Genomic DNA, 22,732 nt, shown 5'->3' on the forward strand with positions numbered 1-22,732 from the left:
ATCTAGTCTAACAATTGACCATGCATTTTATCTATTCTCAATATCAACATATATTTTGACATGATTAAATACACAGTCGTTGCACCAAAAAATCGATAAAGACACGGGTTTTTGCAGGCAAGGTTCCCGTATTCGGATAAAACAATTGGACGTTTTGTACAGGTAAATCAAAATCAGCTAACACCCGAGTTAAACGATTTTGCTGAATATCTTCATCGACCAACCAAGCTGGAGATATCGCAACACCCAATGAAGCAAGTGTCATCTGATGTATCGCTTCTGCCGAATTAGATTCATACTGACTTCTAACAAAAGGCAATGTATGTTTTTCACCTTGATCATTTTGTAAAACATATTGCGCATCCTGCCAATTCAATAAACGATGACCAATCCAAGGAACATGTGCTAAATTAGCAATACTATTGATCGGATAACGTTTTAAAAATTCAGGGCTGGCAACTAAATAAATCGGATATTCAGCAATTTTTCGTGTCCGCATGGATGAGTCTTTTAAGTTTCCTAACCGAATGACCAAATCTAATTTTTCAGTGACCAAATCATCTAAAGAGGAATTAAAAGAATATTGTAGTTGTAATTGAGGATATTGGTGGCAAAACTCCCCCAGCAAAGGCAAGATGAATTTCCGCCCAAATTCATTGGTCGATGAAAAACGTAATATCCCTGTGATACTTGTGGCTAAGTTTTGACTGCGCTCAAAAGCTTCTTCGATTTGCAATTGAATGTGTTTGAAATCCTCATAAAAGCTTTTGCCTATTTCAGTCAGTGCGATATTACGCGTATTACGTATTAGCAAACTCACATTTAAATGCTGCTCTAAATGCTTGATATCAATACTCACCATCGATCGACTTAAACCCAAAATCTCTGCTGCCTTGGTAAATGATCCTGAATCAACCACTTGCAGAAAACTTATAATCTGTTTTAGGTTTTTTTGCATAATCACACTGATTGTTTGAAATTATTAAACAATGATTTTACTTCGCATGCATCGACAATAAAAGGACTGAATCGTACCCTCCTGCATCTTGGAGGTCGCTATGTCATATCGCTATAAAATAGCAACAGTGTTTTTACTTGGGTTCTTTATTGATTGCATCAATATTTTCATGTCTGCAATTGCCTTACCCGATATAGCAACAGCTTTCTCAGTCAGCCCATCGATGGTTGCATGGGTAAGCAATGCTTATATTTTAGGTTTGGTTTTAATCATGCCCATGAGCTTATGGTTAGCAAGCGTATTGGGTGATCGGAAATTGCTGTGTTATTCAATGCTGCTCTTTTCCGTCAGCGTTTGGTTGATTGGCATGAGTGAATCAATCCATAGTTTAATTTTTTGGAGATTTGTTCAGGGTGTGGCTGGCGGATTATTAATCCCTGTCGGTCAAGCATTGGTATTTGCACTGTTTCCAAACCATGAACGGCAACGTATCTCCACAATGATCATGGCAATTGCATTAATTGCACCAGCCTTTTCACCAACGATTGGCGGCATAATTATTGATGCTTTATCTTGGCGTTGGGTGTTTTTTGCCAATATTCCCTTTACCATGATCACTGCTTTTTTAGCGTGGCGATGGATCAAAGAAAATAAAGCTAAAACGTCTGGGAAACCTGACTTTTTAGGACTATTTATGGTCAATGTCAGCCTGTTGTGTTTGTTACTCTCTTTCTCATTATTTAACGATTACCATAGTGTTGTACTCGCGATCAGTAGCTTTCTACTTTCCGTCACAATGCTTCTGATTTATCTCAAATACGCGAAAGGATCTGCTCATCCGATTCTTAATTTGCAATTGTTAAAAAATTATAATTTACGCAATGCATTTATCGTTTATTACGCAGTACCCGGTATTTTTACTGGTGTGAATTTACTGAATATCTTTAATTTACAACGTAACCTTGAGTTTAATGCAAAACAGACTGGCTTATTTATGCTGCTCTATGCAGTGGGTGCATTGGTATCGATGACCAGTGGTGGGCTTCTCTATCGTCATCTCGGTAAAAAGCAGCTTTTTATAATCGGTATTACACTACATAGTTTAGGAATTTCACTGCTGTTCTGGGTTTCAAATGCCAATGATTTAAGTACCTTAATTGTTGCTTATCTACTGATGGGAATGGGTGGTGGTCTAAGTGCCAATACTGCCCAAATCAGTGCCCTCATCGATTTTAACGGCCAAGACTTATTACAAGGCAGTGTGCTGTGGAACATTAATCGACAAGTCGCTTTTAGTTTAGGTACAGTTGCCCTTATTTCAATCTTTAGTCTGTTGCCTGCTGCAAATGACTTAATACGTTATCAGCATACTTTTTTGATTGCAGCTGTGCTGTGCCTTTTATCATTAATTTCCATTTTTAAGGAGAAAACCCATGTCTAATCCTATGGACAATGCATTACAACATGTCATCGATTTACATATTTTGATTGAAAACGTATTTACAGGTCAAAATGCAAAAGAAAGCCTAAATCAACTCTTAGCCAGTTTTGACCCAAATTTTAAAATGATTACGCCGCAAGGCAATGTCATTGGTTTACCCGAAATAAATGCCTTGTTTAGTCAAAATATAGGGAATAAACCTGCATTAAAAATTAAAATTTTAAATACTCGCGCGTTATTTGAAGCAGACAACCACTGCTGGATTCAATACCAAGAACATCAACAAAGCCATGAACCTGATACATTACGCATATCGACGGCTTGTATCAAAGTTGAATCAGGTCAATGTTACTGGGTTTATCTACATGAAACATTGGTCAATTTGAGCAAATCGAGTTAAATTGTGTGAAGAGTTTATTGATGTAAACAGTCTAAATTGCTATTCATTGTTCTTGCAATTAATAGCAATAGAATCAAAATTAGCTTTATCTTTGTAATTATGATTGGCTTTGTTGCACAAAGATTTATAATTTGAAGCATCCCCCAACTCACTCAAATTTAAGTTACAACTCGGGTATGAGGACGACCTAACTCTGTAAATCTATTAAGTACGGCCACACGTGCATGATTCTCATTGACTTGGCTTTGAAAGTTTCTTGAATGTAGTCGATCGCCTAATCATTTGATGCAATGCATCTTGGTTTCGACCAAACTCCGCTGATGATAGCCTGACCATTTTTTCCATAGTGTCCTACCTAAAAGTTTAACTGTTTGAAGTAATTCATTTCGCTCTTGCGAATGAACTTTTTTATCTTTCCAAGGTTTAGCATTTTTTCTGGGTAGGATTACTGCATGAGCTTGCCTATCGGAAATCACTTCTCGACATTGTTTCGTATCATAAGCTCCATCAGTATAAACGGAATCGATTGGTTCATCTGGTGGAATCTGATTAAGTAAATCACCGAGTACCTGAGAATCACTGACGTTGTTTGTAGTGAGCTGAACTGCACGTATTTGCAGGGTTTCAGCATCGATACCAATATGTAATTTACGCCATTGTCGATGATATCCAGGCTGATGTTTCTTACGTTTCCACTCACCTTCACCCAAAAACTTTAGCCCAGTGGAGTCGACTAATAGATGAAGTCCATCATTACTTTTCTGATAGTGAATTGCGATATCAACATGTTTTTGGCGACAGCACAGCGTAGAATAATCGGGCACTGTCCAGTTTAATCCTGATAATTTAATTAAACTTCAAATAAAACCCTTGACCATGCGTAACGTGAGTCTGAACAGAGATTTAATCATTAAGCAACATTGTATCGCTGCATCTGAATAGGTTGGAGTACGCCCTTGTTTGCCATTTTCCTTAGCATACCACTGGGTATTTGGATCAAACCAAATGGTGAGATCACCACGATTAATTATGGCTTGGTTGTACGAGGACCAATTGATAGTACGATAGATTTTCGGGATAGGCTTCTTCATTCGAAAATTATATTGCTAAAGAAGCCTTTAAGAACAGGTTTGTGCAACAAAGCCCTTCAAGCTCTCGGAAATGGATGGTCTTTCAAATAATTTTCTACTTCAACTACCTCAAGTCCTTTAACTCCACTATCAAGCCATTTATCAAAATAATCGATATACCATTGATATACTTTCCCATCTTCATCAAATACTACTTGATCAGTATGACCAAACTTTTTTAAAAAACGAACATGATGGATTGACATCAAATGAAGCTCAATATCTGATTTTGTAATGGGTAGATTTACTGGATTATCAAGGCAGTAATTTGAATCTCCACTCATTAGTTCCAAAAGATCATCATATCGCTTTAATTCAATCATTTTATTTACAAATTCTTTTAACATAAATTATTTCCTAATAAATTTAACTTTTGGCATACCACCTAAATTTCTATCAATTGAATCCACTTTAAATCCAAGATCGTTCATAGCTTTACCTAGAGGTGTATTATTAACTGCTTCAATTGTATTTCCAGATTTCGTATAAGCATTTTCAAAAGCTAATTTATTTGTATCTGCTAATTCAGCTTTTGCAGAGTTAATTTTAGAATATCCTATTTTTTCAATTGCTTGAGAAAGCATTTCCTTCCCAGTATTATTACCTTTCTGATACGCTTCCATTTTTTGAATATAGAATTCCCCCGATTTTGAATCAAATGATGAATACAAAAATGACTTAGTTGTTCTGGTATCTGCTGGAATACCTTTTTCATCAAAACGTTGTTTTGTAGAAATATCAATGTTTTGGAGTCCATGACCTTTATTTTCTATATCAACAGCATAATTTAACTTTGGTTTTACTGGTACAAAGGCATTAGTTGACTTAATATCACAACAATTCGCATTATGAACCCATGTACCTAGTTCACCTACATGATAGGTATGGAATCCATCAACTTCAATATTGTAAACAGTTTCAACTTTATTTGGGATCAGTACCTGGTTAACAACTGTTAACTCTTCATTATTCCGATCTAGTAAAGTCATCCCCGATTGAAGTAATGAAGACTTTAACCAACCAAAATTCTTAACCCAAAACGGATGTTCAGCAGTGGTTTCAAGCTTTTCCTGTTGACCTTGTTGATTCTGAATAACAACTTCGAAAATTACTTGATCAGTCGTTTCTTTTGTCGCAATAACAGGACGGTAACCATACTCTAATGTTCTATCATTTCTTGACCAAACTCGTTCACCACCAACAAAGTTTTCTACTGCTTTAAAACCTTGATCTGTTTCAATCAATGTTCCTGCTGTGAAACAAACTCCATTTAAACAAATTGCAAGGCCTTCAGGTGCTTGATTTGTTAATTTAACATATGAACCTTCTACAGCATTTGCAAGACCACTTTCTGCCTTTAGTTCAGTACCTGCTAATTTACCACCTTTACCTGCAGCGCCTCCAATTGCCATTAGTGCTACATCTGTCCCACTTTCTGGAAATAGAATTTCTGTAGCGACATAGCCTATACCTGCAAGATAGTAACTTGCTCCAGATTTTGGTTTTTCTCCAACGATATAATCCAATACTTTAGATTTTGCAGGAATTAATATATTTTCCGCAGCACTGCGATGACTAACTGTATATTTTGTACCACAGTCACCATAGCTCATACCTTGGCAATTTTTTTGAGCATACTGCAAAAACTCTAATTGCTTAAACAATTGAGGATCTGCTGCTTTAACATCATAATTAGAGGCGAGTCCAACATTCGTTGATCCTAATAATTGTTTTAACTTATTATCATCAAATTGTTCAGCTGCCCAAATTTGTTGTACATTTTTCTCCATACAAGCAGATTCACCAGATGCTTTGCAGGATTTATATACTGACAAATTATCAGCACTTATTTGCTTTATCTTAGCAACAAGTTTATTTTTATCTACTTGACTACACCCATTTGCGTTTGGCGATGATTTGCAAAATTCCAAATACTTCTGCAAATCTGCAAATCTTTTATTCGTCAAATGCTCATCAAATTCATCATTATTTGCTATCTGTGACTCGTATTTTTCAGTATTAGCTTTTAATAAATCCAGTTGTGCCTGAGCATCATTAACACCCTTAACTTCAACTTTTGGAATATTCTGAATCTGGGTTTTAGCAGTATCAATATTTGATGAGTTTACCCAACTATTGACATTAAATGCAGCTTCTCCCATCCAACCTAAAGCTTCTGATGATTTCTCTCCAAAACCAACCTGATGCGCATCTTCATGTGTCACCAGATTTACAGTATTTTTCTGAGCGTCCTTATCAAGATAAATATCTGTTTTATTGGTGATATTGGTCGTTGCATCCGCTTTTAAATAATTTTCATTGAATAAACCTTCTACCAAACTAACATCTGTATTTTTTATAGATGTTCCTTTGGTCAACTGATCATTATATTCATTGATCAGTTTTTGATTATCCACAATTTCAGAACGGGACAGCGTAAATAAAAAAGCCTTGAGACAAAACTCAAGGCTTTTATAAAAAACATTTTCCTACTTATTCTGTTCTTTTAACTTCACACACTCTTCCCAGTCTTCTAATGGAATGTTATATGTATCCAACTCATCTTCGTTTAACTCACTTACGCCTTTCATAAACAATCCAGGCCAATAGTCAACTTTTGGAATATATGCAAATGCAAAATCAATTTTTCCCTCTTCCGTCAAAGAAATTTTAAAATGAGTCCATTTTTCTGTAAACATTTCCATTGATCTTAGGTCTTCCATTAACAATATGATTTTATTACCAATTTCAACTGGAACTTTATCAAAGTTAAATGAATCTTTTTTACCATTCTTAGTTAACCATTCAAAACTACATGAATTCGTGTCAGGATAAATATATCCTTCACAAAAAATAGTTTTTGCTTCTTTTGCCATTATTGACCATAAAAGCTCACCAATTTTTTGATGTATTTCTTGCTCATTCATAAATTATTTTCCACTAGCAGTATTTTTTAATGTTACTTGAGTAGCCTTAGCTGAACCTATTTTTTGAATCACAATGAAACTATCGGGTCGTTTACTAGTTCCTGAGAAGACTGGCTGAATCGAAACTTTCACCTCTTTATTGGCCTTTAATGCATCTTGCCAAGTTTTTTCAAGCTTACCCCAGTCTCCACCACCACCATTAAACTTTTTGTCCATCGGAACGATATTTATTCCTTCACCAGGTCCTTTAAACATAGAAGCAATTAAGTGACCACCATGATCATCTGGAAGCCTCCCATTATTTTTACCTGAATTTGTCTGCTGATATTTATTTCGATCGTTCGTTTCTAACTTCAAATTTGCTTCAACATTACTTACACGACCATTTGCATCGGTTTTATAAGTATAACCATTATCAAACTTATAGATTGAATTCGCTTCAGGTTTATTTGCAAGTTTATTCCATGCACCTTTTTGCCCAGCTTTCAAATCAAAATATTTGCCATCTATCTTTGTAATCGTAGATGGTGTTTGTGTAGGAGGTTTAATTGGACTATTAGGTGCTTTGATTTCGCAACAATTCGCATTATGAACCCATGTACCTAGTTCACCTACATGATATGTATGGAATCCATCAACTTCAATATTATAAACAGTTTCAAGCTTATTCGGAACAAGTACTTGGCTAACTATCGTTAACTCTTCATCATTGCGATCAACCAACTTCATACCTGACTGAAGCAAAGATGCTTTCAACCAGCCATAGTTCTTAATCCAAAACGGATGTTCAGCAGTGGTTTCAAGCTTTTCCTGTTGACCTTGTTGATTCTGAATAACAACTTCGAAAATTACTTGATCAGTCGTTTCTTTTGTCGCAATAACAGGACGGTAACCATACTCTAATGTTCTATCATTTCTTGACCAAACTCGCTCACCACCAACAAAGTTTTCTACTGCTTTAAAACCTTGATCTGTTTCAATCAATGTTCCTGCTGTGAAACAAACTCCATTTAAACAAATTGCAAGGCCTTCAGGTGCTTGATTTGTTAATTTAACATATGAACCTTCTACAGCATTTGCAAGACCACTTTCTGCCTTTAGTTCAGTACCTGCTAATTTACCACCTTTACCTGCAGCGCCTCCAATTGCCATTAGTGCTACATCTGTCCCACTTTCTGGAAATAGGATTTCTGTAGCGACATAGCCTATACCTGCAAGATAGTAACTTGCTCCAGATCTTGGTTTTTCTCCAACGATATAATCCAATACTTTAGATTTTGCAGGAATTAATATATTTTCCGCAGCACTGCGATGACTAACTGTATATTTTGTACCACAGTCACCATAGCTCATACCTTGGCAATTTTTTTGAGCATACTGCAAAAACTCTAATTGCTTAAACAATTGAGGATCTGCTGCTTTAACATCATAATTAGAGGCGAGTCCAACATTCGTTGATCCTAATAATTGTTTTAACTTATTATCATCAAATTGTTCAGCTGCCCAAATTTGTTGTACATTTTTCTCCATACAGGCAGATTGACCAGATGCTTTGCAGGATTTATATACTGATAAATTATCAGCACGTATTTGCTTTATCTTAGCAACAAGTTTATTTTTATCTGCTTGACTACACCCATTTGCGTTTGGCGATGATTTGCAAATTTCCAAATACTTCTGTAAATCTGCAAATCTTTTATTCGTCAAATGCTCATCAAATTCATCATTATTTGCTATCTGCGACTCGTATTTTTCAGTATTAGCTTTTAATAAATTCAGTTGTGTTTGAGCATCATTAATACCTGCAACTTCAACTTTTGGAATATTCTGAATTTGGGTTTTAGCAGTATCAATATTTGATGAATTTACCCAACTATTGACATTAAATGCAGCTTCTCCCATCCAACCTAAAGCTTCTGATGATTTCTCTCCAAAACCAACCTGATGCGCATCTTCATGTGTCACCAGATTTACAGTATTTTTCTGAGCGTCCTTATCAAGATAAATATCTGTTTTATTGGTGATATTGGTCGTTGCATCCGCTTTTAAATAATTTTCATTGAATAAACTTTCGACCAAACTAACATCTGTATTTTTTATAGATGTTCCTTTGGTCAACTGATCATTATATTCATTGATCAGTTTTTGGTTATCCACAATATTATTGGATCTTCCATCTTGGATGAGCTGTAAGTTAGCAGCCATTTCAGCATCATACGCTACGTTCGCATTATTTTTAGTTAATGTTGTTGCATCTTGTACTGAACCTTTTTCATCCAACAACCCAACAATACCAGAGCCTAAAATTAACCCGCCTGTCGCTGTTGAACCTGCAATAATTTTACTGTTCTGCGGTAAATCCTTCTGCTCTTGAATAATCTGAGCACGACCATTCTCTGTCAGTAAACGATTGTCTACAGTCACTGAACCATTTAATAAACCTGTCACTTGGTCTCGGGTGATTTCTTGAGTATTGTTAATATCACGGTTGGTCAGCTCAGTGCTATTTTTCACTGTGCCTTGACCCATTGTCGCTTTAGTTAACTGCTCTTTTTCATTCCCTGTACTTTGTAAACCAACCGTTGTACTACCACTTGGATGAAGAGAACTCTCCTTACTCTCTCCTTTGATCGATGTACCCACACTGGTCGATACATTGAAGCCTCGATTACTTTCAGAACTGTGATCTTGTAAATCTTTAAGCTCAAGTGTCCCTGTATAATTCAGTTTGCCATGATCTGTTAAAGTTCCATCAGAAAAGTGTTTAGCGGAGCGGAGACTGCTCCGCCACTTCGTAAGATAGAGCTTTGCGACGTAACTTTGATTGGTAATCACAACATCAATATTAGCAACTCCAAAAATTCATATATGAGAATTTTCAGAGTTACTTTAACACCGTTTTATCCTCTAATCTCATTTGCTTTTATATATTAAAAACAATCCATCTCAGCAATAATATTTTTTTCCAAAATTCGAGAATAAAAATTCATTTCATTCAAAATCAATATCTATTCTATCAACCATCCACTTCACTTTTCTGTTCTCTAAATACCCATAATCACTTAGTAAAATTTCATCAAATATTAATAAATCATCAACATGTATAACCCCATTAATTAATACTCCTACAATGTTATAACCTAAAGTATTTCCAATTTTTTTAAATCCAACTTCCTCATTGGTTTCAATAACTTGATAATCATCAAATACTTTAGGTTCTAAATCAACCATATAATGATGTGTTTTATCTAAAGGAAATGGCAAATTCAGTGTTAATACTTCGAGTACCACTCCACTCAAATTTATTTTCAAAACATTTTCAACAAATTCATCTACACTTAATATTTCTATCTGATATTTCATTTACGACCTTTATGCTTTTATCTTGAGCATTACCATTAATTGTTTTCCAAAAATCCTTACCACTTTGAGTATGAAGAGTTGTTATCTGCCCTTGAGCATTTGTACCAACCAAAGCAAATTTTGCTTTACCTTTTGAATCATTACCAATATAAGCTACATATCCTGTCCTAATTTGACCATTATAATTGTACTCAACTTTTTCACCACTTTTGATAATTTCTCTACTTAAGTTTAAATACTTTTGTTCATTCGTAACTCCTAGCTTTTTGAACTCTCCTCCATAATGTTTGAAATGCCTACCCTATATTTTGATCCCCACTTGCTAAAGAAGCCGTCGCAACACCTAAGCTTGTTACACCTGCGGCTGTCATTTTTCCGATAATTTCAGCATTCTGCGGTAAATCCTTCTGCTCTTGAATAATCTGAGTACAGTTCTAATATAGTAAAATATTAACTTTCAGACCAATCCAATGGATATATAACATTTTTAGGCTCTAAAACTATCGAAGAATCCAAATTCATAATCTCATTTCTAATTTCATTTATTCCATTAAAATATTTTTCCTTATTAAAAATAAATCTATAATTAATACTTCCAATCTCTAAATCCCAGATAATATCATTCGTTAGATGTTTTACTTCTACACCATCCCAGCACCCTTCATCAGCATATCCATTTAAAGCAGTAAAAATTAAAAATCTTCCATCTTTCTTTGTACTTTCAAATAACTCTTTATAAACAATTAATGCATCGTCAAACCCCTTATACTTAAATATATTTTCATAATCAATCTCAATATTCACTATTGCTGAATTTGAAAAAAACAAACCATTCCTTTGATAAACATTATCATCAATATATTGCTCTAGTTTACATTTAAAATCATTCATAATTACTTGCTCTCATATCTAGGGGCTAGAGGAAATTGTGTGGATTTTTCTGCATCAGGATTAATCATGACTACATTAGTATTCGACTTTTGTGAAGTTGGGGATATTTTTGAATCATTAATATTAGTGCTTATTAAAAAATCATACTTTTTTTATAAATTGTAGCAGCACTACCCAAATCACTATAATGTATATCTGGATTTGATAAATTATCTTCTATTAATTTTTTAATATTTAAATAAAAAAGCTGTTATATAAATAACAGCTCTTTTATTTTATGAATACCAACTAAGGGTGGTTCTGTTGGAGCTTTTGATTGATCGAAAGCTTGCGAGGAAGCTGAAATCAGTTGATTTTTCCAGTCGATAATTTGGTTTTGATGAACATCAAATTCAGCACTCAATTCAGCAAGTGTTTTTTCTGCTTTAATCGCAGCAAGTGCTACCTTAGCTTTAAAATCATTTGAATGATTTCTTCTTGGTCTACGTGCCATAAAATACTCCATATATTGATGTTTATAACATCATTTGGGGAGCAAAATATCACTTATAAGTGTTGTTCAAATTTCCTGATCCACCTCTTATTCATCTACGTCTTTCCATCGCTAAATCAATGAAAATAAATATTTGAATAGAAAATGAAAAACAAAAGTTATTTACCCAATTAAAATGTTTCAGATTTTTTCAGTTATGTGATGACTGAGTTAATGTCTTTATCACTTGCATTGCTATAGGACTAAATTGGTCCTCTTTAAGTGTATTGGCTGAGCCAAACATATACAGCACAATAATGATAGAGAACGATATACCAGAACAGCGCGTTAGAGTCGAAACTTCCAACCAACACCTGTCAAATGCATACTATGCTAATCGCCACAGACCAAAAAATTAGTAAACAAATTGGTGATACACTTTCATTACTTCCCCTTTTAAGGAAAGATTTGCGAGCTGAGTATAACAGAACCTACAAATTCAAAAATAATACGAAACAAATCACAACACCCCATTTACATAAGGATTGAAAGATTAAAAGGAAAAATGAGACCGAGTCACCGGAGATTTTTGCTATTGTTCTAAGATAAATCACAATATTGCTAAAATCGGCATTCAATCACCAGATAAAATTCGGGCGAAAAAAGCGTAGACCAAGCATAGCATCACTTATGATCAGAATACTTCCCCCCAAAATAAAACAGATATTCCCTAAAAAGGGAACTGCCAGCTCAAATTTGAGCTAATACATATAAATCTTTCCCTCTTTTTACATCCCACTTCAATATCGAAGTCAAAGGGTAAAATCCGTAAAGCCTCATGTCGATATTTAATGAAAAATTCGACACGTATATATAGATATGTTGATAAAACTTATAAAAATCGGCATAAGATATTAAATGTGTTGATGACATCAGCATAATGCAATTTGAATAAGGCAGCTATTTTTAAAGCAATTGCAATACATCCACTTAAACCTTAGCCACTTTCGCCTTCAAACTTTTTAAAACTATATTTTGACTCTTTTATATCTTGGTATTAACTCGCCTTATGTGTTAATTCAAAAACAAGATAAAGTTAGAAATTTTCTTTCCAATAAAAAATCTATCATTGAATAAACAAAATAAAGGATCAAAAAATGAAAAAATTCCTACTTCTCTTCCTCTTAATTAGTGGTGAAACTTGGGCTGAGTTGCCAAAATCCAAATCATTATGTCAAATCCAAGCTCAACAATTAAAATTTGCTCGTTTAGTTGCTCTTAGTAGTCTTTGTGATAAAGATGAAAATTCAACTTACGGAAAAAGCTTAAGTGCTTTGTTTTTAAAAAATCAAAAGAAATGTAAAGTTTCCCGTGAACAGATTGAGCCTACAGATGAACAGGTAATGAATGCTTATGATGAACTCATTGGTTTACCTATAGAACAGCAAAAAATACGATGCAGAACGGCAGATAAACAAATCAAAGCCCATTTCTGAAAACTTACGACTTATTCGGTAAAACTATTTCAGCATAGTGAATTATAAAACTGCTTTGGCTAAGATATAGATGTTGAAAGTAAGATTTCAAGTCACCTGTATTATGGCAATTTTACGGAAATCCGAATTATTGGCATTCTTGTATACTCTTATCCCGACTATTGAAATTCATAATTGAATTTTTTTTACTTAGACAGAAGTAATTTATAAATTCATATTGTCTAAAGGATTTTCCTTTTTTTAACTCAATACGGATCTGAGTCTCTAAATAATTTGACATAAGCATATCTTTTGAAAAGCAAAAAATATACTTACTATCTTTATTAGATAAATTTTCTAAACTTTGTGCATATATTTTGTTTGATAATTCATCATTGAAACTTCCACTTTCATTTTTAAATGATGTGTCAAACATTGAAAATTCATTAGAATCATAAACTTCTTGGGGTTTTAATGAACAAATGCTATTATCTTCTAATATTTCATATTGGAAATCAGCTACACGTTTCTCTTTACAACCAATTAATATTATTGATATAAAAAAAACACTTAATATATTAATATTTTTCATGAGATGATAATTCAGTAAATTAAAAAAATTAAAGGAACTAGTGGAGTCGGAGTAGAATTAGAAACCAATGTATATCCTGAAGGATTACTTATAATCGGTTGCATTACCTGTCTTATATATTGTGAATTATCAGCTTTATGATTTCGCCAAGCTAAACTGAAATTAATCTGATTATATCCTTCAATTAATCCAAAATAATCAGCTACAATATTAGCCTGTTGCTCAGGATTCAATTTTTTAAAATCTGTATCTTTACTTAATTCATAATTATATGGGTCATAGACAGAATCAGGTAAAGTCCGCTCTAATGTTTGTAGCACTACTCCTCTGCCCATTACGTTGATATTAAAGCATAAGAAAGAAACAATACAAAATTTGATCACCCTAGCTCGAAACTTCCTCCATTAACAAAATGATTCCTATACGAAATAGCAGGTATTTTCAGTACCAAGCTAGAATCATCCATTAAACAAAAACTACCCGAAAGTAGTTTTTGTTATCCTAAAAAATCATATTAGCTCGATTCCGAATCCTTATTCCCAAGCTTTGCATTTCATATTTTAATCACAAAAAAAAATCTTATGGAAGATTGAGTCTACGGCAATCTTCATAAATAATTTTGCATTGACTCTCAGGAAAGCCATCATAACTACATGCCTCTAAAACTTTTTTCCGCCCCAAAGCTTTTCTACTACCAGGAACCAACATAGGAACAACATCACTTACTTCTCCTGCTGTTGTTCTAGCTTTATATAATTTATTTGTCCCAACCGCTTGCCCTACAGTCGCACAATGATTGTCATCATAAGTGAACCAAATTCTACAATCAGTCCCACCTTTTTTTTCACAATCTTGCAATGCTTTTTCTTCCAACTTTCCACGGAAAATCTTCGCAGTAGCAAAACCAATAACGCCATTTGTACTCGAAGCTACGTAGCCTTCTGTACTTGGTGTACGTGAGCTTGAACCTGAATACCCCCCATTACCACCACCGGGAATAGGCGCACAGCCTTGTACACCTTGACCACCGACAGGATAATACCCCGGAGGACAATTCCCCTCAGCATGTGCAGCACCAGAAATAATAATTGAAAATAGAGCCACACAAATTAATGATATAAAATATTGAATGCTCTGCGGTCTATTGTATTTAGTCATAATTGTTTCATCCGTGTTTGTAATTTAATAGGTGAAATATTTATTTGATCTAAATCTTAAAATAATTCTTAGCTAAAAACCACCTTAGGATGGTTTGGTTTATCATGTCTTTTATTGAATTAAATGTGTGTCGCAATGAAAACCCACTCGGGTGAGTGGGTTTTTGAGTTTTAATCGGCTTGTTGCACAAAGTCTTGAAAGTTAGAGTTTTCCTAAGTGACATAAATTTAAGTCACAACTCTAGTATATGGACGACCTAATTTAGTAAATTTATTGAGCACTGCTACGCGTGCGTGAATCTCATTCACTTGGCTTTGGAAGTTCCCAGCAGTCAGTTTATCTCCTAATAGTTTGATACAGTGCATCTTAGTTTCCACTAAACTTCTTCGATGATAGCCTATCCAATTTTTCCATATCGTCCTGCCCAAATGCTTAATCGTTCTTAATCGTTCATTTCTTTCTAGTGAATGAGTTTTTATATCTTTCCACAGCTTCGCATTCTTTCTTGGTGGAATAACGACATGAGCTTTTCTAGATGCAATCAATTGACAGCAAATCTCAGTGTCATAAGCACCATCGGCATAGATTGAGTCTATTTGTTCTTCTTGTGGAATTTGATGAAGTAAATCACCAAGTACCTGTGAATCATTGAGATTGTTTGTTGTGAGCTGAACTGCATGTATTTGCAGGGTTTTGGCATCTATCTCTATGTGTAATTGACGCCATTGGCGACGATACTCGGGTTGGTGTTTCTTTCTTTTCCATCAACCTTCATCTAAAAACTTTAAACCAGCAGAATCCACAAGTAGATGTAATCCATTACTGCTTTTTTGATAGCAAATCGCAATATCAATATGCTTTTGTCTTCTGCAAAGAGTTGAGTAATCTGGTGCTGCCCAATCTAAACCACAAATTTGAATGAGGCTTTAAATAAATCCCGAGGTCATTCGTAAAGTTAAACGAAATAGAGATTTGATCATCAAACAGCATTGAATTGCTGTATCGGAGTAGGTTTGATTTCGTCCTTGTGTGCCTTTTAATGGCGTATACCATTGGGTAGTAGGATCAAACCAGATCGAGAGATTCCCTCGATTCACCAAAGCTTGGTTGTAAGAAGACCAATTCGTTGTACGATAGGTTTTAGGTGCAGACTTATTCATTCGGAAATTATATTACTGAATCAGACCTTACCAACACCTTTGTGCAACAAAGCCGTATTAGGACATACTTATGACCAAATCAAGATCAGAAATTAATCAAAGAAGTAATGAGCGTCGCGGTATTCTGAGCAAAAGTTATAAGCTTCATGAAAGTACGGTTGAGCAAATCAAAGTACTTTCATGATCTACTGGAGAGTCTCAAGCAAAAATTATCACTGAAGCTGTCAAACTTTACGCTGAACAATTAAATAAGCCCAATTAATTCGCGCTTCTTAAATCTTCAATACAACTTTTCTCTTTTTCTTCCTTATTTCGTGTATCAACCGAGTTCTTAACGCAACTACAGTAATCGTAATACTTTTTCTTATCCAGCTCTTTGGGTGGGTCTATGCCCTGACATTCCGTTAGTACTGTCCCTAGTCTAGGAAATTCTTTACTCTTTTTATTTTCTGAAGGAATACTAGGTTTATATAGAATTATGAGTAGTGATGCTATTATTGCTAAGAAAAATAAATATTTCATACAACCAATAGCCTCCCTAATTCAAAATATTCATATCTATTTATAAAGTAAACCTTGATATTAAATTAAGGATTACTTAAGTCTAATCAATTGAAAATAAAATTAATATAGCAATTTAGATACCAGGCAAAGTAATTACTAAAGCTGATTTCCAATTGAGTTTTGCAGTATTTACGCAGATTTTTGATTGCTTATTATTCAATAAAATATTAGTTCAATTAGTGACAAAATAATAACTTAAGGTAGTACCAACGCTTTATCTCAAGCTACTAACAAAACTATTTTGACCAACTTTTCCTGTTAAAATGACATGCATAAAATTAAAAATAACAAACTCTGCTACTGACTGCAAACCATTTGCAATACCTTGCACAGCAGCTTACAAATGCGAATCAAACGATATGCAAAATGGATTCATGGTGATAAAAAAACAGGAAAGAGATGGCAAAACTAAATACACTCACTTAATAAGTGCCTTTTCATATTTATAAAAATGTGGTGCAAAAAATGGTATGTATAGCAAAAATGTGAAAATAAAAAATCCACTTAATATAAGTGGCTTTTTTATAACAAGAATTTGGTGGAGATGGCGGGAGTTTAATTAAAGCCTTAACTCATTATATATATTAAATATTTATTGTCTAGGATATGTATTGTGTAACTTATGTGTAACACACTACTTTGATAGTTAATGATTTTTTGTGACAGTTTAAAACTTATTCTGAGTTAGGTTTCCGATTTCCGAATTGAACTCAATCCTCTTTCTTAATTTTACCATCATTTCCTCACTATTAAAGCAAAACATTATAAAAACAAAACGTCGTACTCTGACTCACCTTAAGATATATATTTTGAATCACTTACCAAAATTTCCACCAAGCTTTATGAGGCCAATTAGCACAAGGGTCAGGGAATAAACCGTAAATTTTGACAAATTCATCTTCTACAAGTTTTCCATCTTGATTTTCATCTAGATATTTAAATAATTTAATGTTTTTATCTTTGCCTTGAAACCGTCTATCATCTGGCCATGAATATGGTTCAAAATCTTTAACCTTTAAAAATTCATTAAGTTCAAAAGTACCATTTTTATTTGAATCATAGATTTTATAAAATTTCTCCCAGTCTAATGAAGTCGATTCACAGGCATGGCTGAAACTTGAAAGTACGCTACAACTGAGAACCAGAATACAGATTATTTTTTTCATTTGTTTTTATCCCATCTTTAATCAGCTTTGATTATATAGATAAATTGATTTAGAAAAAATCATTTAAAGAAAGCTATTTAGCGTTATTCAATGTAATAGATAGCAAAACATCAATAGCGACTTTATTTTAAAACAAAAGTAGTGGTGAACTACTATTTTTTATTACATTAAAGTATTGACTAATACTGTCTATTTTTGTTGGTGGTTTTTACTCCAAATTTATTCCTAAAGATAAATCCCTATTTAAGGGCCTTATTCTTTTCATCATTCAAAGCAATGCACTCGTTGTATTTAGTGACAATATCAATGATCCAAAGTGTGATTTCTTTGCCCTGCCCTGACTCAAGTTTTAAGAGTTTAGGGCAAGATAGCATTTTGATATGAGAACTTATCTAAGTTTTTACATAAGCTGTATTATGTTATTTTAGAAAAATTAAGAAATGGCTTCTAAAGATTTATTGATATAAACACTAACTTCGGATAAGCCGTAGTTACAGAGCAATAATCACGGAGGTAATACATGATTGCGCTATATCGAACCTTGGTCGTCATTACCCTGTTGTTACCAGTGCCTGCATTGGCGCAACAGCCCGGCACGCCACAGTACAACAGCGTTTATCTGCCGGCGCATGGAGTGGGTGATACAGCACGAACTTCAGTCAACCGGTGGGGGGCTTGGGCGAGAGGAGATGATAGGAAACTGGGCTGGACTTTCTCAGGCAGAACAGAAGAGGAAGCGGGTCAACTCGCGGTGACCGACTGCACCGCACGCGGTTCGCAAAATTGCCAAATGGTGAAGACGTTCGTCAATGCCTGCGCTGCAGTTGCAGCCGGCCCAAACAATCGCAGGTATTATATTTCTACGAAGAGCCAGCGGGTCGCTCGGCAGCAGGCACTTGAGGACTGTGGTCACGACTGCAAGATCGTTTTTGAAGGGTGTGCTGTCCCCTGAGGATGGAGGTGGCGCGCTTAAATTAAAGACTATTTAACATAATGGTCATTAAGTAAATGAGCCCTCACTCATAGGGCCACTCCCTCCATCAATCTTTCTGCATCAGCTGCGTGTCCATCATATGGTTTCTTTGGAAGCACTGGACATGCGACTGCTTGCTGCTTTGAGCGGCATTGACATGCTGTCAGCGTTGAGTTTCCTTCTATAGATCCCATTGGAAAGTAAATTTTTTATTGCTCATAAACTGGGTTCAATAAAAACCTACCGAAGTGAGCTAATCAAAATTTAATCATATAATTTCGCTTTTGAAAGTTTTACCTTTATTTTCTTAGGGAGATCAGGAAAAAATTCATTAATATCTTCTTCAGGCTCATCTCCAGTGTAGATTAGCGCCCTCCATTCATTACTATGAATATCTCTTACAAAAAAAACATCAGTTAGGCTTATACCTTGTTTCCCATCAATATTTACGAAGTAGTACATGGGAATGATACATACCTCACCAACACTAGAAATGAAATCTGCCTTAGGCTTGAGAAGTTTTGCTTTATGACCTTTAGATTTACCGCTCTTAATCTTAAAAGAGATAGAATTAAGTGTTTCATCGTATTCACTCTCATCCATCCAGCCAAACAAATAAAATTGCCCTGGGTGATTCTTATTAAATAAAGCTGGGTAATCATAGCGTTCATTATGTGCTTTGATTTGTTTTAAATCACCACTTCTTCTAACCTCTACAGCCCCCCTAATAATTCCCTGAAATATATCGTAAGATTCTGAACACTTTAGCTCACTGGAATATGAACTAAAAGATAGCAACCCAATTGCCAATCCCAATAATAATTTTTTCATTTATTTCCCCTTATTTTCATATAGTTTATTTGACTTATTGTTGAAAAACTATCTAAAGGTTAGAAATTATTGATGATCTGGAATGTTCAAACCCACTCAGGTGAGTGGGTTTTAAGTTGAAGTACATGAGAAGGATTTAGAAATATCTTTTTGACGTAACACTCATGGTATTACCAGATACTGTCGGCTCTTTATCAGCATGCGGAGTTTCGACAATCAAGAATTTTGTTGCTATGAATGCATACATAATCATTGCTAGTATAAATACAGATATTGGAAATAAGTTGCTTTTGCTTTTTTCGCTATCCGATTCATAGTGCGCTGTTGAATTACAAATATTTCGCTCCATGTCCAAGCTCAAATTTTAAAAATATCTTACTTTTAGCACATAATTATTACTTTATCTTGGATGAAGATTACAGAATTGTAATTTTTGAATTTCTTTCGAAGAAATTTATTATAACTGTCTATGAAATGCAGCAAAGCCACTCAGGTACGCTGAACTCTGAAATAGCTTTGACTAGGATATTGGCGTTGAAAAAAAATTATCATATTAATTTTTAATTCATACTAAAAAGATCAGTAACATACATTCTTACTAATTCACCGTCTTCATCTTTAACCATAGTTAGAAATTCCCACCCGCATTTTTCATAAAACGTCATATGATCTGTAATAAGATATAACTTCTTAAAATGCATTGCTCCTATATCTCTTTTAGCGAAATCTAATAGTTTTCTTGCAACATTAAGATTTCTATATTCTTCTTCAACATATAAAGCACATAAATTTGGCGTCAAATCTTTTCTATCATGGAAATCGTTATCAATGACTCCGAACCCACCAATAATGTTCTGATTGTCATCTAAAGTTATATACCATTGAGGAATAGTTTCTTTATTATCAATAGATATTTGTATGCTTTCTTTATAAATCTCTACTGGGATATCCCACTTATGTGAAAACCAAATAGCAGCTATTTCTAAATAGTCCGGAAAATCAGAAATTTTTAATATTTTCATAAATATTCAATTAACCATAAAACTATTGGACAAGCACTTTAAAAGAAATATTCTAAGTGCGCAAATTATTACTCTTCTTAACCTCTCAAACCTTGACTGGATTGAAGCAATATTTGAGCCATCTAATCTTTCATCCACTAACCATTGCACTACATATATTCACAATGTAGCGCAAATATAAGCACACGATATAAGTAGCAACTTCATAAATTTTTAGAGGTTAATATGCTAATTAATAAAAGCAAAGAGCGCGCTCAAGAAAGGTCAGAGAAAGCTACAGAAAATCGCAGAATACCTATATATATTTTGATCTTAATAGGATTATTCTTACTCGCAATCGTGATTTACATGCTTTCAAGCTGGATGAATTAAATTAAAAAACATCCCAAGGGAGGTTTTGTTTATTAAATGATTAACTCTCTAAAATATTTACCTAATTCTTCTCAATGCAACTGGCATATTTGAGCGCTCTACACTTTCATCCTACAACCATTGCACTACATATATTCACAATGTAGCGCAAATATAAGCACATGATATAAGTACTAACTTCATAAATTTTTAGAGGTTTATATGCTAATTAATAAAAGCGAAGAGCACACTCAAGAAAGGTCAGAGAAAGCTACAGAAAATCTCATAATGCCTATATATGTTTCGATCTTTATAGGCCTAGTTTTAATCGAAATTGTGAGCTATGTACTTTCGAACTGGTTGAATTAAATTAAAAAAACCTTCCGATGGGAGGTTATGATAAATTCAATATCTAATCATTTAATACTTTGGATTTCTTGATCTCTTCGAGTTTAAAAATCTTGGAGTTTATTTTAATCCCATTCGAAGCATACACAACAATTGGAAGTTTACTGTTGTAACGTAAAATTGTGTTACCGCTCAGATTAATTGGAATTTCACCCATTTGGGGCATTTCAGAACAGCCCATCAGAGTTGTTACAACATCACCAATTTTACCAACTTCATAATATGGATATTGCATTCCTTCAACTACTTTTTCCGTATACTTAGCTGATCGGCTTTTAGTGTTGCAATCTTGCATTCCCTCTATAGAAGCTGTAATCAAAACTCTATAATCATCTTCATTTTCTTTTGGCTCTAAGACAATCACATTCCTATTTTGATCCTTTTTAACAGGAGGATATACGTTAAGATCATTTACACCTTTATTGGCATGGGCACTAATTGACAGAGCAAGAACACCTAAGACTAAAAATATATTTTTTTTCAAAATCCGACCCTCTTATGTTAATTATTCAATGTGCTTATCAAAGTCATTCTACTGAGTTTTCAAACAATTGATAAAAAAATACACCAATTCATTACTTGAATCTTGCACATTATCAACACGAGTATATAATAATGATTCTTACCTGAAAATTATAATCATTATCAAATATAATAGAGGTAAATCATTAAAAAAACCTCCCGAGGGAGGTTTTAACAACTGATCCAGATATTTAATTTCTTTACTGCACAATATGAATTTCACCATTTTGATCTATAGTAAATTCTTTAGAATTTGCTCCTATTTTTTTTGCACCATAAATTTTTGCAAAATACTCGATAGTAATGTTTACTGAATTACCAACCTGATAAATATAAACATTTATTGGAACATAAGAGTGTCGATTTTTAAGACCATCTAGAATTGGAATCTCTGTCATTTTGATCCCAAACAAAGCTTGATCTCTAGTTAATTTTTTCCCATCTTTTTGGTCTACAAATGTTGATACATTCACTATAACGTCTTTTTTAATACCATCTTTAAGTGTTACATCATAATATTTTCCATCTAAAACATAATCATCATCTGTGAGCCTTACTATAGCCGAAGTTTGATTGTCCTTTTGTTCTACTTTTTCACCTTTAGAGTTTGTGGCCAACTCTGCATTACCTAATGCTGGCAATAACCCCAAAGTACCAATTAATAGTAATTTATTCATTCTGATACATTCCTTTAGGTGTGTTAAAAGTATCAATAAATTAATTAAAAAACCCGCTTATGAGGTTTTTTAAAGTTGAATTAAATGAAAAAACTCTAAAAATATCTTTTTGATGCAACACGTATACTGTCACTATTTGTAGTGAGCCTCTTTATTCAGAGGTGGATCAGGAAATTTGAACAACACTTATAAGTGATATTTTGCTCCCCAAATGATGTTATAAACATCAATATATGGAGTATTTTATGGCA

Annotated in this window: 19 protein-coding genes and 5 pseudogenes; 4 read left to right on the plus strand and 20 right to left on the minus strand. The window is 34.0% G+C overall.

Annotated elements, in window-relative coordinates; translation table 11 throughout:
• Positions 1-64 precede the first annotated feature (64 nt).
• Positions 65-958, minus strand: coding sequence for a LysR family transcriptional regulator (locus ACG916_RS13690; RefSeq protein WP_419329011.1), 894 nt, complete (start codon positions 956-958; stop codon positions 65-67).
• A 100-nt stretch (positions 959-1,058) separates the two neighbouring features.
• On the opposite strand from ACG916_RS13690, the gene ACG916_RS13695 reads away from it, so the two are divergent.
• A complete protein-coding gene (locus tag ACG916_RS13695) occupies positions 1,059-2,399 on the plus strand; it encodes an MFS transporter (RefSeq protein ID WP_419329012.1) in 1,341 nt (446 codons plus the stop codon).
• Positions 2,392-2,799: a hypothetical protein gene (locus ACG916_RS13700; protein ID WP_419329013.1), complete on the plus strand. Its 408-nt coding sequence runs from the start codon at positions 2,392-2,394 to the stop codon at positions 2,797-2,799. The genes ACG916_RS13695 and ACG916_RS13700 overlap by 8 nt, the downstream gene beginning before the upstream one ends.
• 158 nt (positions 2,800-2,957) lie before the next feature.
• Here ACG916_RS13700 and ACG916_RS13705 read toward each other — a convergent pair.
• From ACG916_RS13705 to ACG916_RS13750, 10 genes and pseudogenes are all read right to left on the minus strand, one after another.
• Positions 2,958-3,890, minus strand: a pseudogene (locus ACG916_RS13705) (IS5 family transposase).
• 56 nt (positions 3,891-3,946) lie between these two features.
• Positions 3,947-4,276 carry a hypothetical protein gene (locus tag ACG916_RS13710; RefSeq protein ID WP_419329014.1) on the minus strand — a complete coding sequence of 110 codons (330 nt, stop codon included), beginning with the start codon at positions 4,274-4,276 and terminating at the stop codon, positions 3,947-3,949.
• 3 nt (positions 4,277-4,279) lie between these two features.
• Entirely contained in the window at positions 4,280-6,346 is a 2,067-nt protein-coding gene (locus ACG916_RS13715) for a polymorphic toxin-type HINT domain-containing protein (protein ID WP_419329015.1), read from the minus strand.
• Positions 6,347-6,418: 72 nt separating this feature from the next.
• Positions 6,419-6,856 carry a hypothetical protein gene (locus tag ACG916_RS13720; protein ID WP_419329016.1) on the minus strand — a complete coding sequence of 146 codons (438 nt, stop codon included), beginning with the start codon at positions 6,854-6,856 and terminating at the stop codon, positions 6,419-6,421.
• 3 nt (positions 6,857-6,859) lie between these two features.
• Positions 6,860-9,061 (minus strand): DNA/RNA non-specific endonuclease, encoded by a 2,202-nt coding sequence (locus ACG916_RS13725; protein WP_419329023.1) that lies wholly within the window; start codon positions 9,059-9,061, stop codon positions 6,860-6,862.
• 141 nt (positions 9,062-9,202) lie between these two features.
• Positions 9,203-9,616 (minus strand): annotated as a pseudogene (locus ACG916_RS13730) (hypothetical protein); the annotation flags it as partial.
• A 231-nt stretch (positions 9,617-9,847) separates the two neighbouring features.
• Positions 9,848-10,219 (minus strand): UCP019853 family protein, encoded by a 372-nt coding sequence (locus tag ACG916_RS13735; protein ID WP_419329017.1) that lies wholly within the window; start codon positions 10,217-10,219, stop codon positions 9,848-9,850.
• Between the two features lie 450 nt (positions 10,220-10,669).
• Positions 10,670-11,110 carry a hypothetical protein gene (locus ACG916_RS13740; RefSeq protein WP_419329018.1) on the minus strand — a complete coding sequence of 147 codons (441 nt, stop codon included), beginning with the start codon at positions 11,108-11,110 and terminating at the stop codon, positions 10,670-10,672.
• A gap of 322 nt (positions 11,111-11,432) precedes the next feature.
• Positions 11,433-11,615: pseudogene (locus tag ACG916_RS13745) on the minus strand (transposase); the annotation flags it as partial.
• A 178-nt stretch (positions 11,616-11,793) separates the two neighbouring features.
• A pseudogene (locus ACG916_RS13750) lies at positions 11,794-12,109 on the minus strand (BCCT family transporter); the annotation flags it as partial.
• Positions 12,110-12,739: 630 nt separating this feature from the next.
• On the opposite strand from ACG916_RS13750, the gene ACG916_RS13755 reads away from it, so the two are divergent.
• A complete protein-coding gene (locus tag ACG916_RS13755) occupies positions 12,740-13,078 on the plus strand; it encodes a hypothetical protein (RefSeq protein ID WP_336952006.1) in 339 nt (112 codons plus the stop codon).
• Between the two features lie 127 nt (positions 13,079-13,205).
• Here the strand turns inward: ACG916_RS13755 and ACG916_RS13760 are convergent, their stop codons facing one another.
• The 5 genes and pseudogenes from ACG916_RS13760 to ACG916_RS13780 all read right to left on the minus strand — a co-directional run bounded on the left by ACG916_RS13760 (position 13,206) and on the right by ACG916_RS13780 (position 17,697).
• On the minus strand, positions 13,206-13,649 hold the full coding sequence (locus ACG916_RS13760; protein WP_419329148.1) for a hypothetical protein: 444 nt from the start codon (positions 13,647-13,649) through the stop codon (positions 13,206-13,208).
• 11 nt (positions 13,650-13,660) lie between these two features.
• A complete protein-coding gene (locus ACG916_RS13765; protein WP_419330480.1) occupies positions 13,661-13,984 on the minus strand; it encodes a hypothetical protein in 324 nt (107 codons plus the stop codon).
• A gap of 244 nt (positions 13,985-14,228) precedes the next feature.
• On the minus strand, positions 14,229-14,807 hold the full coding sequence (locus ACG916_RS13770) for a DUF4189 domain-containing protein (RefSeq protein WP_336952009.1): 579 nt from the start codon (positions 14,805-14,807) through the stop codon (positions 14,229-14,231).
• Positions 14,808-15,034: 227 nt separating this feature from the next.
• Positions 15,035-15,967: pseudogene (locus tag ACG916_RS13775) on the minus strand (IS5 family transposase).
• Between the two features lie 1,382 nt (positions 15,968-17,349).
• Positions 17,350-17,697, minus strand: a complete 348-nt coding sequence (locus ACG916_RS13780; protein ID WP_419329152.1) for an EF-hand domain-containing protein — start codon at positions 17,695-17,697, stop codon at positions 17,350-17,352.
• Positions 17,698-18,217: 520 nt separating this feature from the next.
• Between ACG916_RS13780 and ACG916_RS13785 the strand changes: the two genes are divergently transcribed.
• Positions 18,218-18,649: a DUF4189 domain-containing protein gene (locus tag ACG916_RS13785; protein WP_419329153.1), complete on the plus strand. Its 432-nt coding sequence runs from the start codon at positions 18,218-18,220 to the stop codon at positions 18,647-18,649.
• Between the two features lie 285 nt (positions 18,650-18,934).
• Here ACG916_RS13785 and ACG916_RS13790 read toward each other — a convergent pair whose 3' ends face one another.
• The 4 genes from ACG916_RS13790 to ACG916_RS13805 form a co-directional block, all read right to left on the minus strand.
• A complete protein-coding gene (locus tag ACG916_RS13790) occupies positions 18,935-19,501 on the minus strand; it encodes a hypothetical protein (RefSeq protein ID WP_419329154.1) in 567 nt (188 codons plus the stop codon).
• A 560-nt stretch (positions 19,502-20,061) separates the two neighbouring features.
• Positions 20,062-20,523, minus strand: coding sequence for a GNAT family N-acetyltransferase (locus ACG916_RS13795; protein WP_419329155.1), 462 nt, complete (start codon positions 20,521-20,523; stop codon positions 20,062-20,064).
• A gap of 763 nt (positions 20,524-21,286) precedes the next feature.
• Entirely contained in the window at positions 21,287-21,766 is a 480-nt protein-coding gene (locus ACG916_RS13800; protein WP_419329157.1) for an ecotin family protein, read from the minus strand.
• 238 nt (positions 21,767-22,004) lie between these two features.
• Entirely contained in the window at positions 22,005-22,481 is a 477-nt protein-coding gene (locus tag ACG916_RS13805; protein WP_419330481.1) for a hypothetical protein, read from the minus strand.
• Between the last annotated feature and the right edge of the window lie 251 nt (positions 22,482-22,732).

Origin of the sequence: Acinetobacter legionensis, from assembly GCF_048552295.1 — a bacterium.
In the GTDB taxonomy this organism is placed as follows: Bacteria; Pseudomonadota; Gammaproteobacteria; order Pseudomonadales; family Moraxellaceae; genus Acinetobacter.

Bases quoted from the DNA above. Each gene is read 5' to 3' on its own strand.
- ACG916_RS13690 (WP_419329011.1), bottom strand. From the start codon at position 958: ATGCAAAAAAACCTAAAACAGATTATAAGTTTTCTGCAAGTGGTTGAT.
- ACG916_RS13695 (WP_419329012.1), top strand. From the start codon at position 1,059: ATGTCATATCGCTATAAAATAGCAACAGTGTTTTTACTTGGGTTCTTT.
- ACG916_RS13700 (WP_419329013.1), top strand. From the start codon at position 2,392: ATGTCTAATCCTATGGACAATGCATTACAACATGTCATCGATTTACAT.
- ACG916_RS13710 (WP_419329014.1), bottom strand. From the start codon at position 4,276: ATGTTAAAAGAATTTGTAAATAAAATGATTGAATTAAAGCGATATGAT.
- ACG916_RS13720 (WP_419329016.1), bottom strand. From the start codon at position 6,856: ATGAATGAGCAAGAAATACATCAAAAAATTGGTGAGCTTTTATGGTCA.
- ACG916_RS13725 (WP_419329023.1), bottom strand. From the start codon at position 9,061: ATGGCTGCTAACTTACAGCTCATCCAAGATGGAAGATCCAATAATATT.
- ACG916_RS13735 (WP_419329017.1), bottom strand. From the start codon at position 10,219: ATGAAATATCAGATAGAAATATTAAGTGTAGATGAATTTGTTGAAAAT.
- ACG916_RS13740 (WP_419329018.1), bottom strand. From the start codon at position 11,110: ATGAATGATTTTAAATGTAAACTAGAGCAATATATTGATGATAATGTT.
- ACG916_RS13755 (WP_336952006.1), top strand. From the start codon at position 12,740: ATGAAAAAATTCCTACTTCTCTTCCTCTTAATTAGTGGTGAAACTTGG.
- ACG916_RS13760 (WP_419329148.1), bottom strand. From the start codon at position 13,649: ATGAAAAATATTAATATATTAAGTGTTTTTTTTATATCAATAATATTA.
- ACG916_RS13765 (WP_419330480.1), bottom strand. From the start codon at position 13,984: ATGGGCAGAGGAGTAGTGCTACAAACATTAGAGCGGACTTTACCTGAT.
- ACG916_RS13770 (WP_336952009.1), bottom strand. From the start codon at position 14,807: ATGACTAAATACAATAGACCGCAGAGCATTCAATATTTTATATCATTA.
- ACG916_RS13780 (WP_419329152.1), bottom strand. From the start codon at position 17,697: ATGAAAAAAATAATCTGTATTCTGGTTCTCAGTTGTAGCGTACTTTCA.
- ACG916_RS13785 (WP_419329153.1), top strand. From the start codon at position 18,218: ATGATTGCGCTATATCGAACCTTGGTCGTCATTACCCTGTTGTTACCA.
- ACG916_RS13790 (WP_419329154.1), bottom strand. From the start codon at position 19,501: ATGAAAAAATTATTATTGGGATTGGCAATTGGGTTGCTATCTTTTAGT.
- ACG916_RS13795 (WP_419329155.1), bottom strand. From the start codon at position 20,523: ATGAAAATATTAAAAATTTCTGATTTTCCGGACTATTTAGAAATAGCT.
- ACG916_RS13805 (WP_419330481.1), bottom strand. From the start codon at position 22,481: ATGAATAAATTACTATTAATTGGTACTTTGGGGTTATTGCCAGCATTA.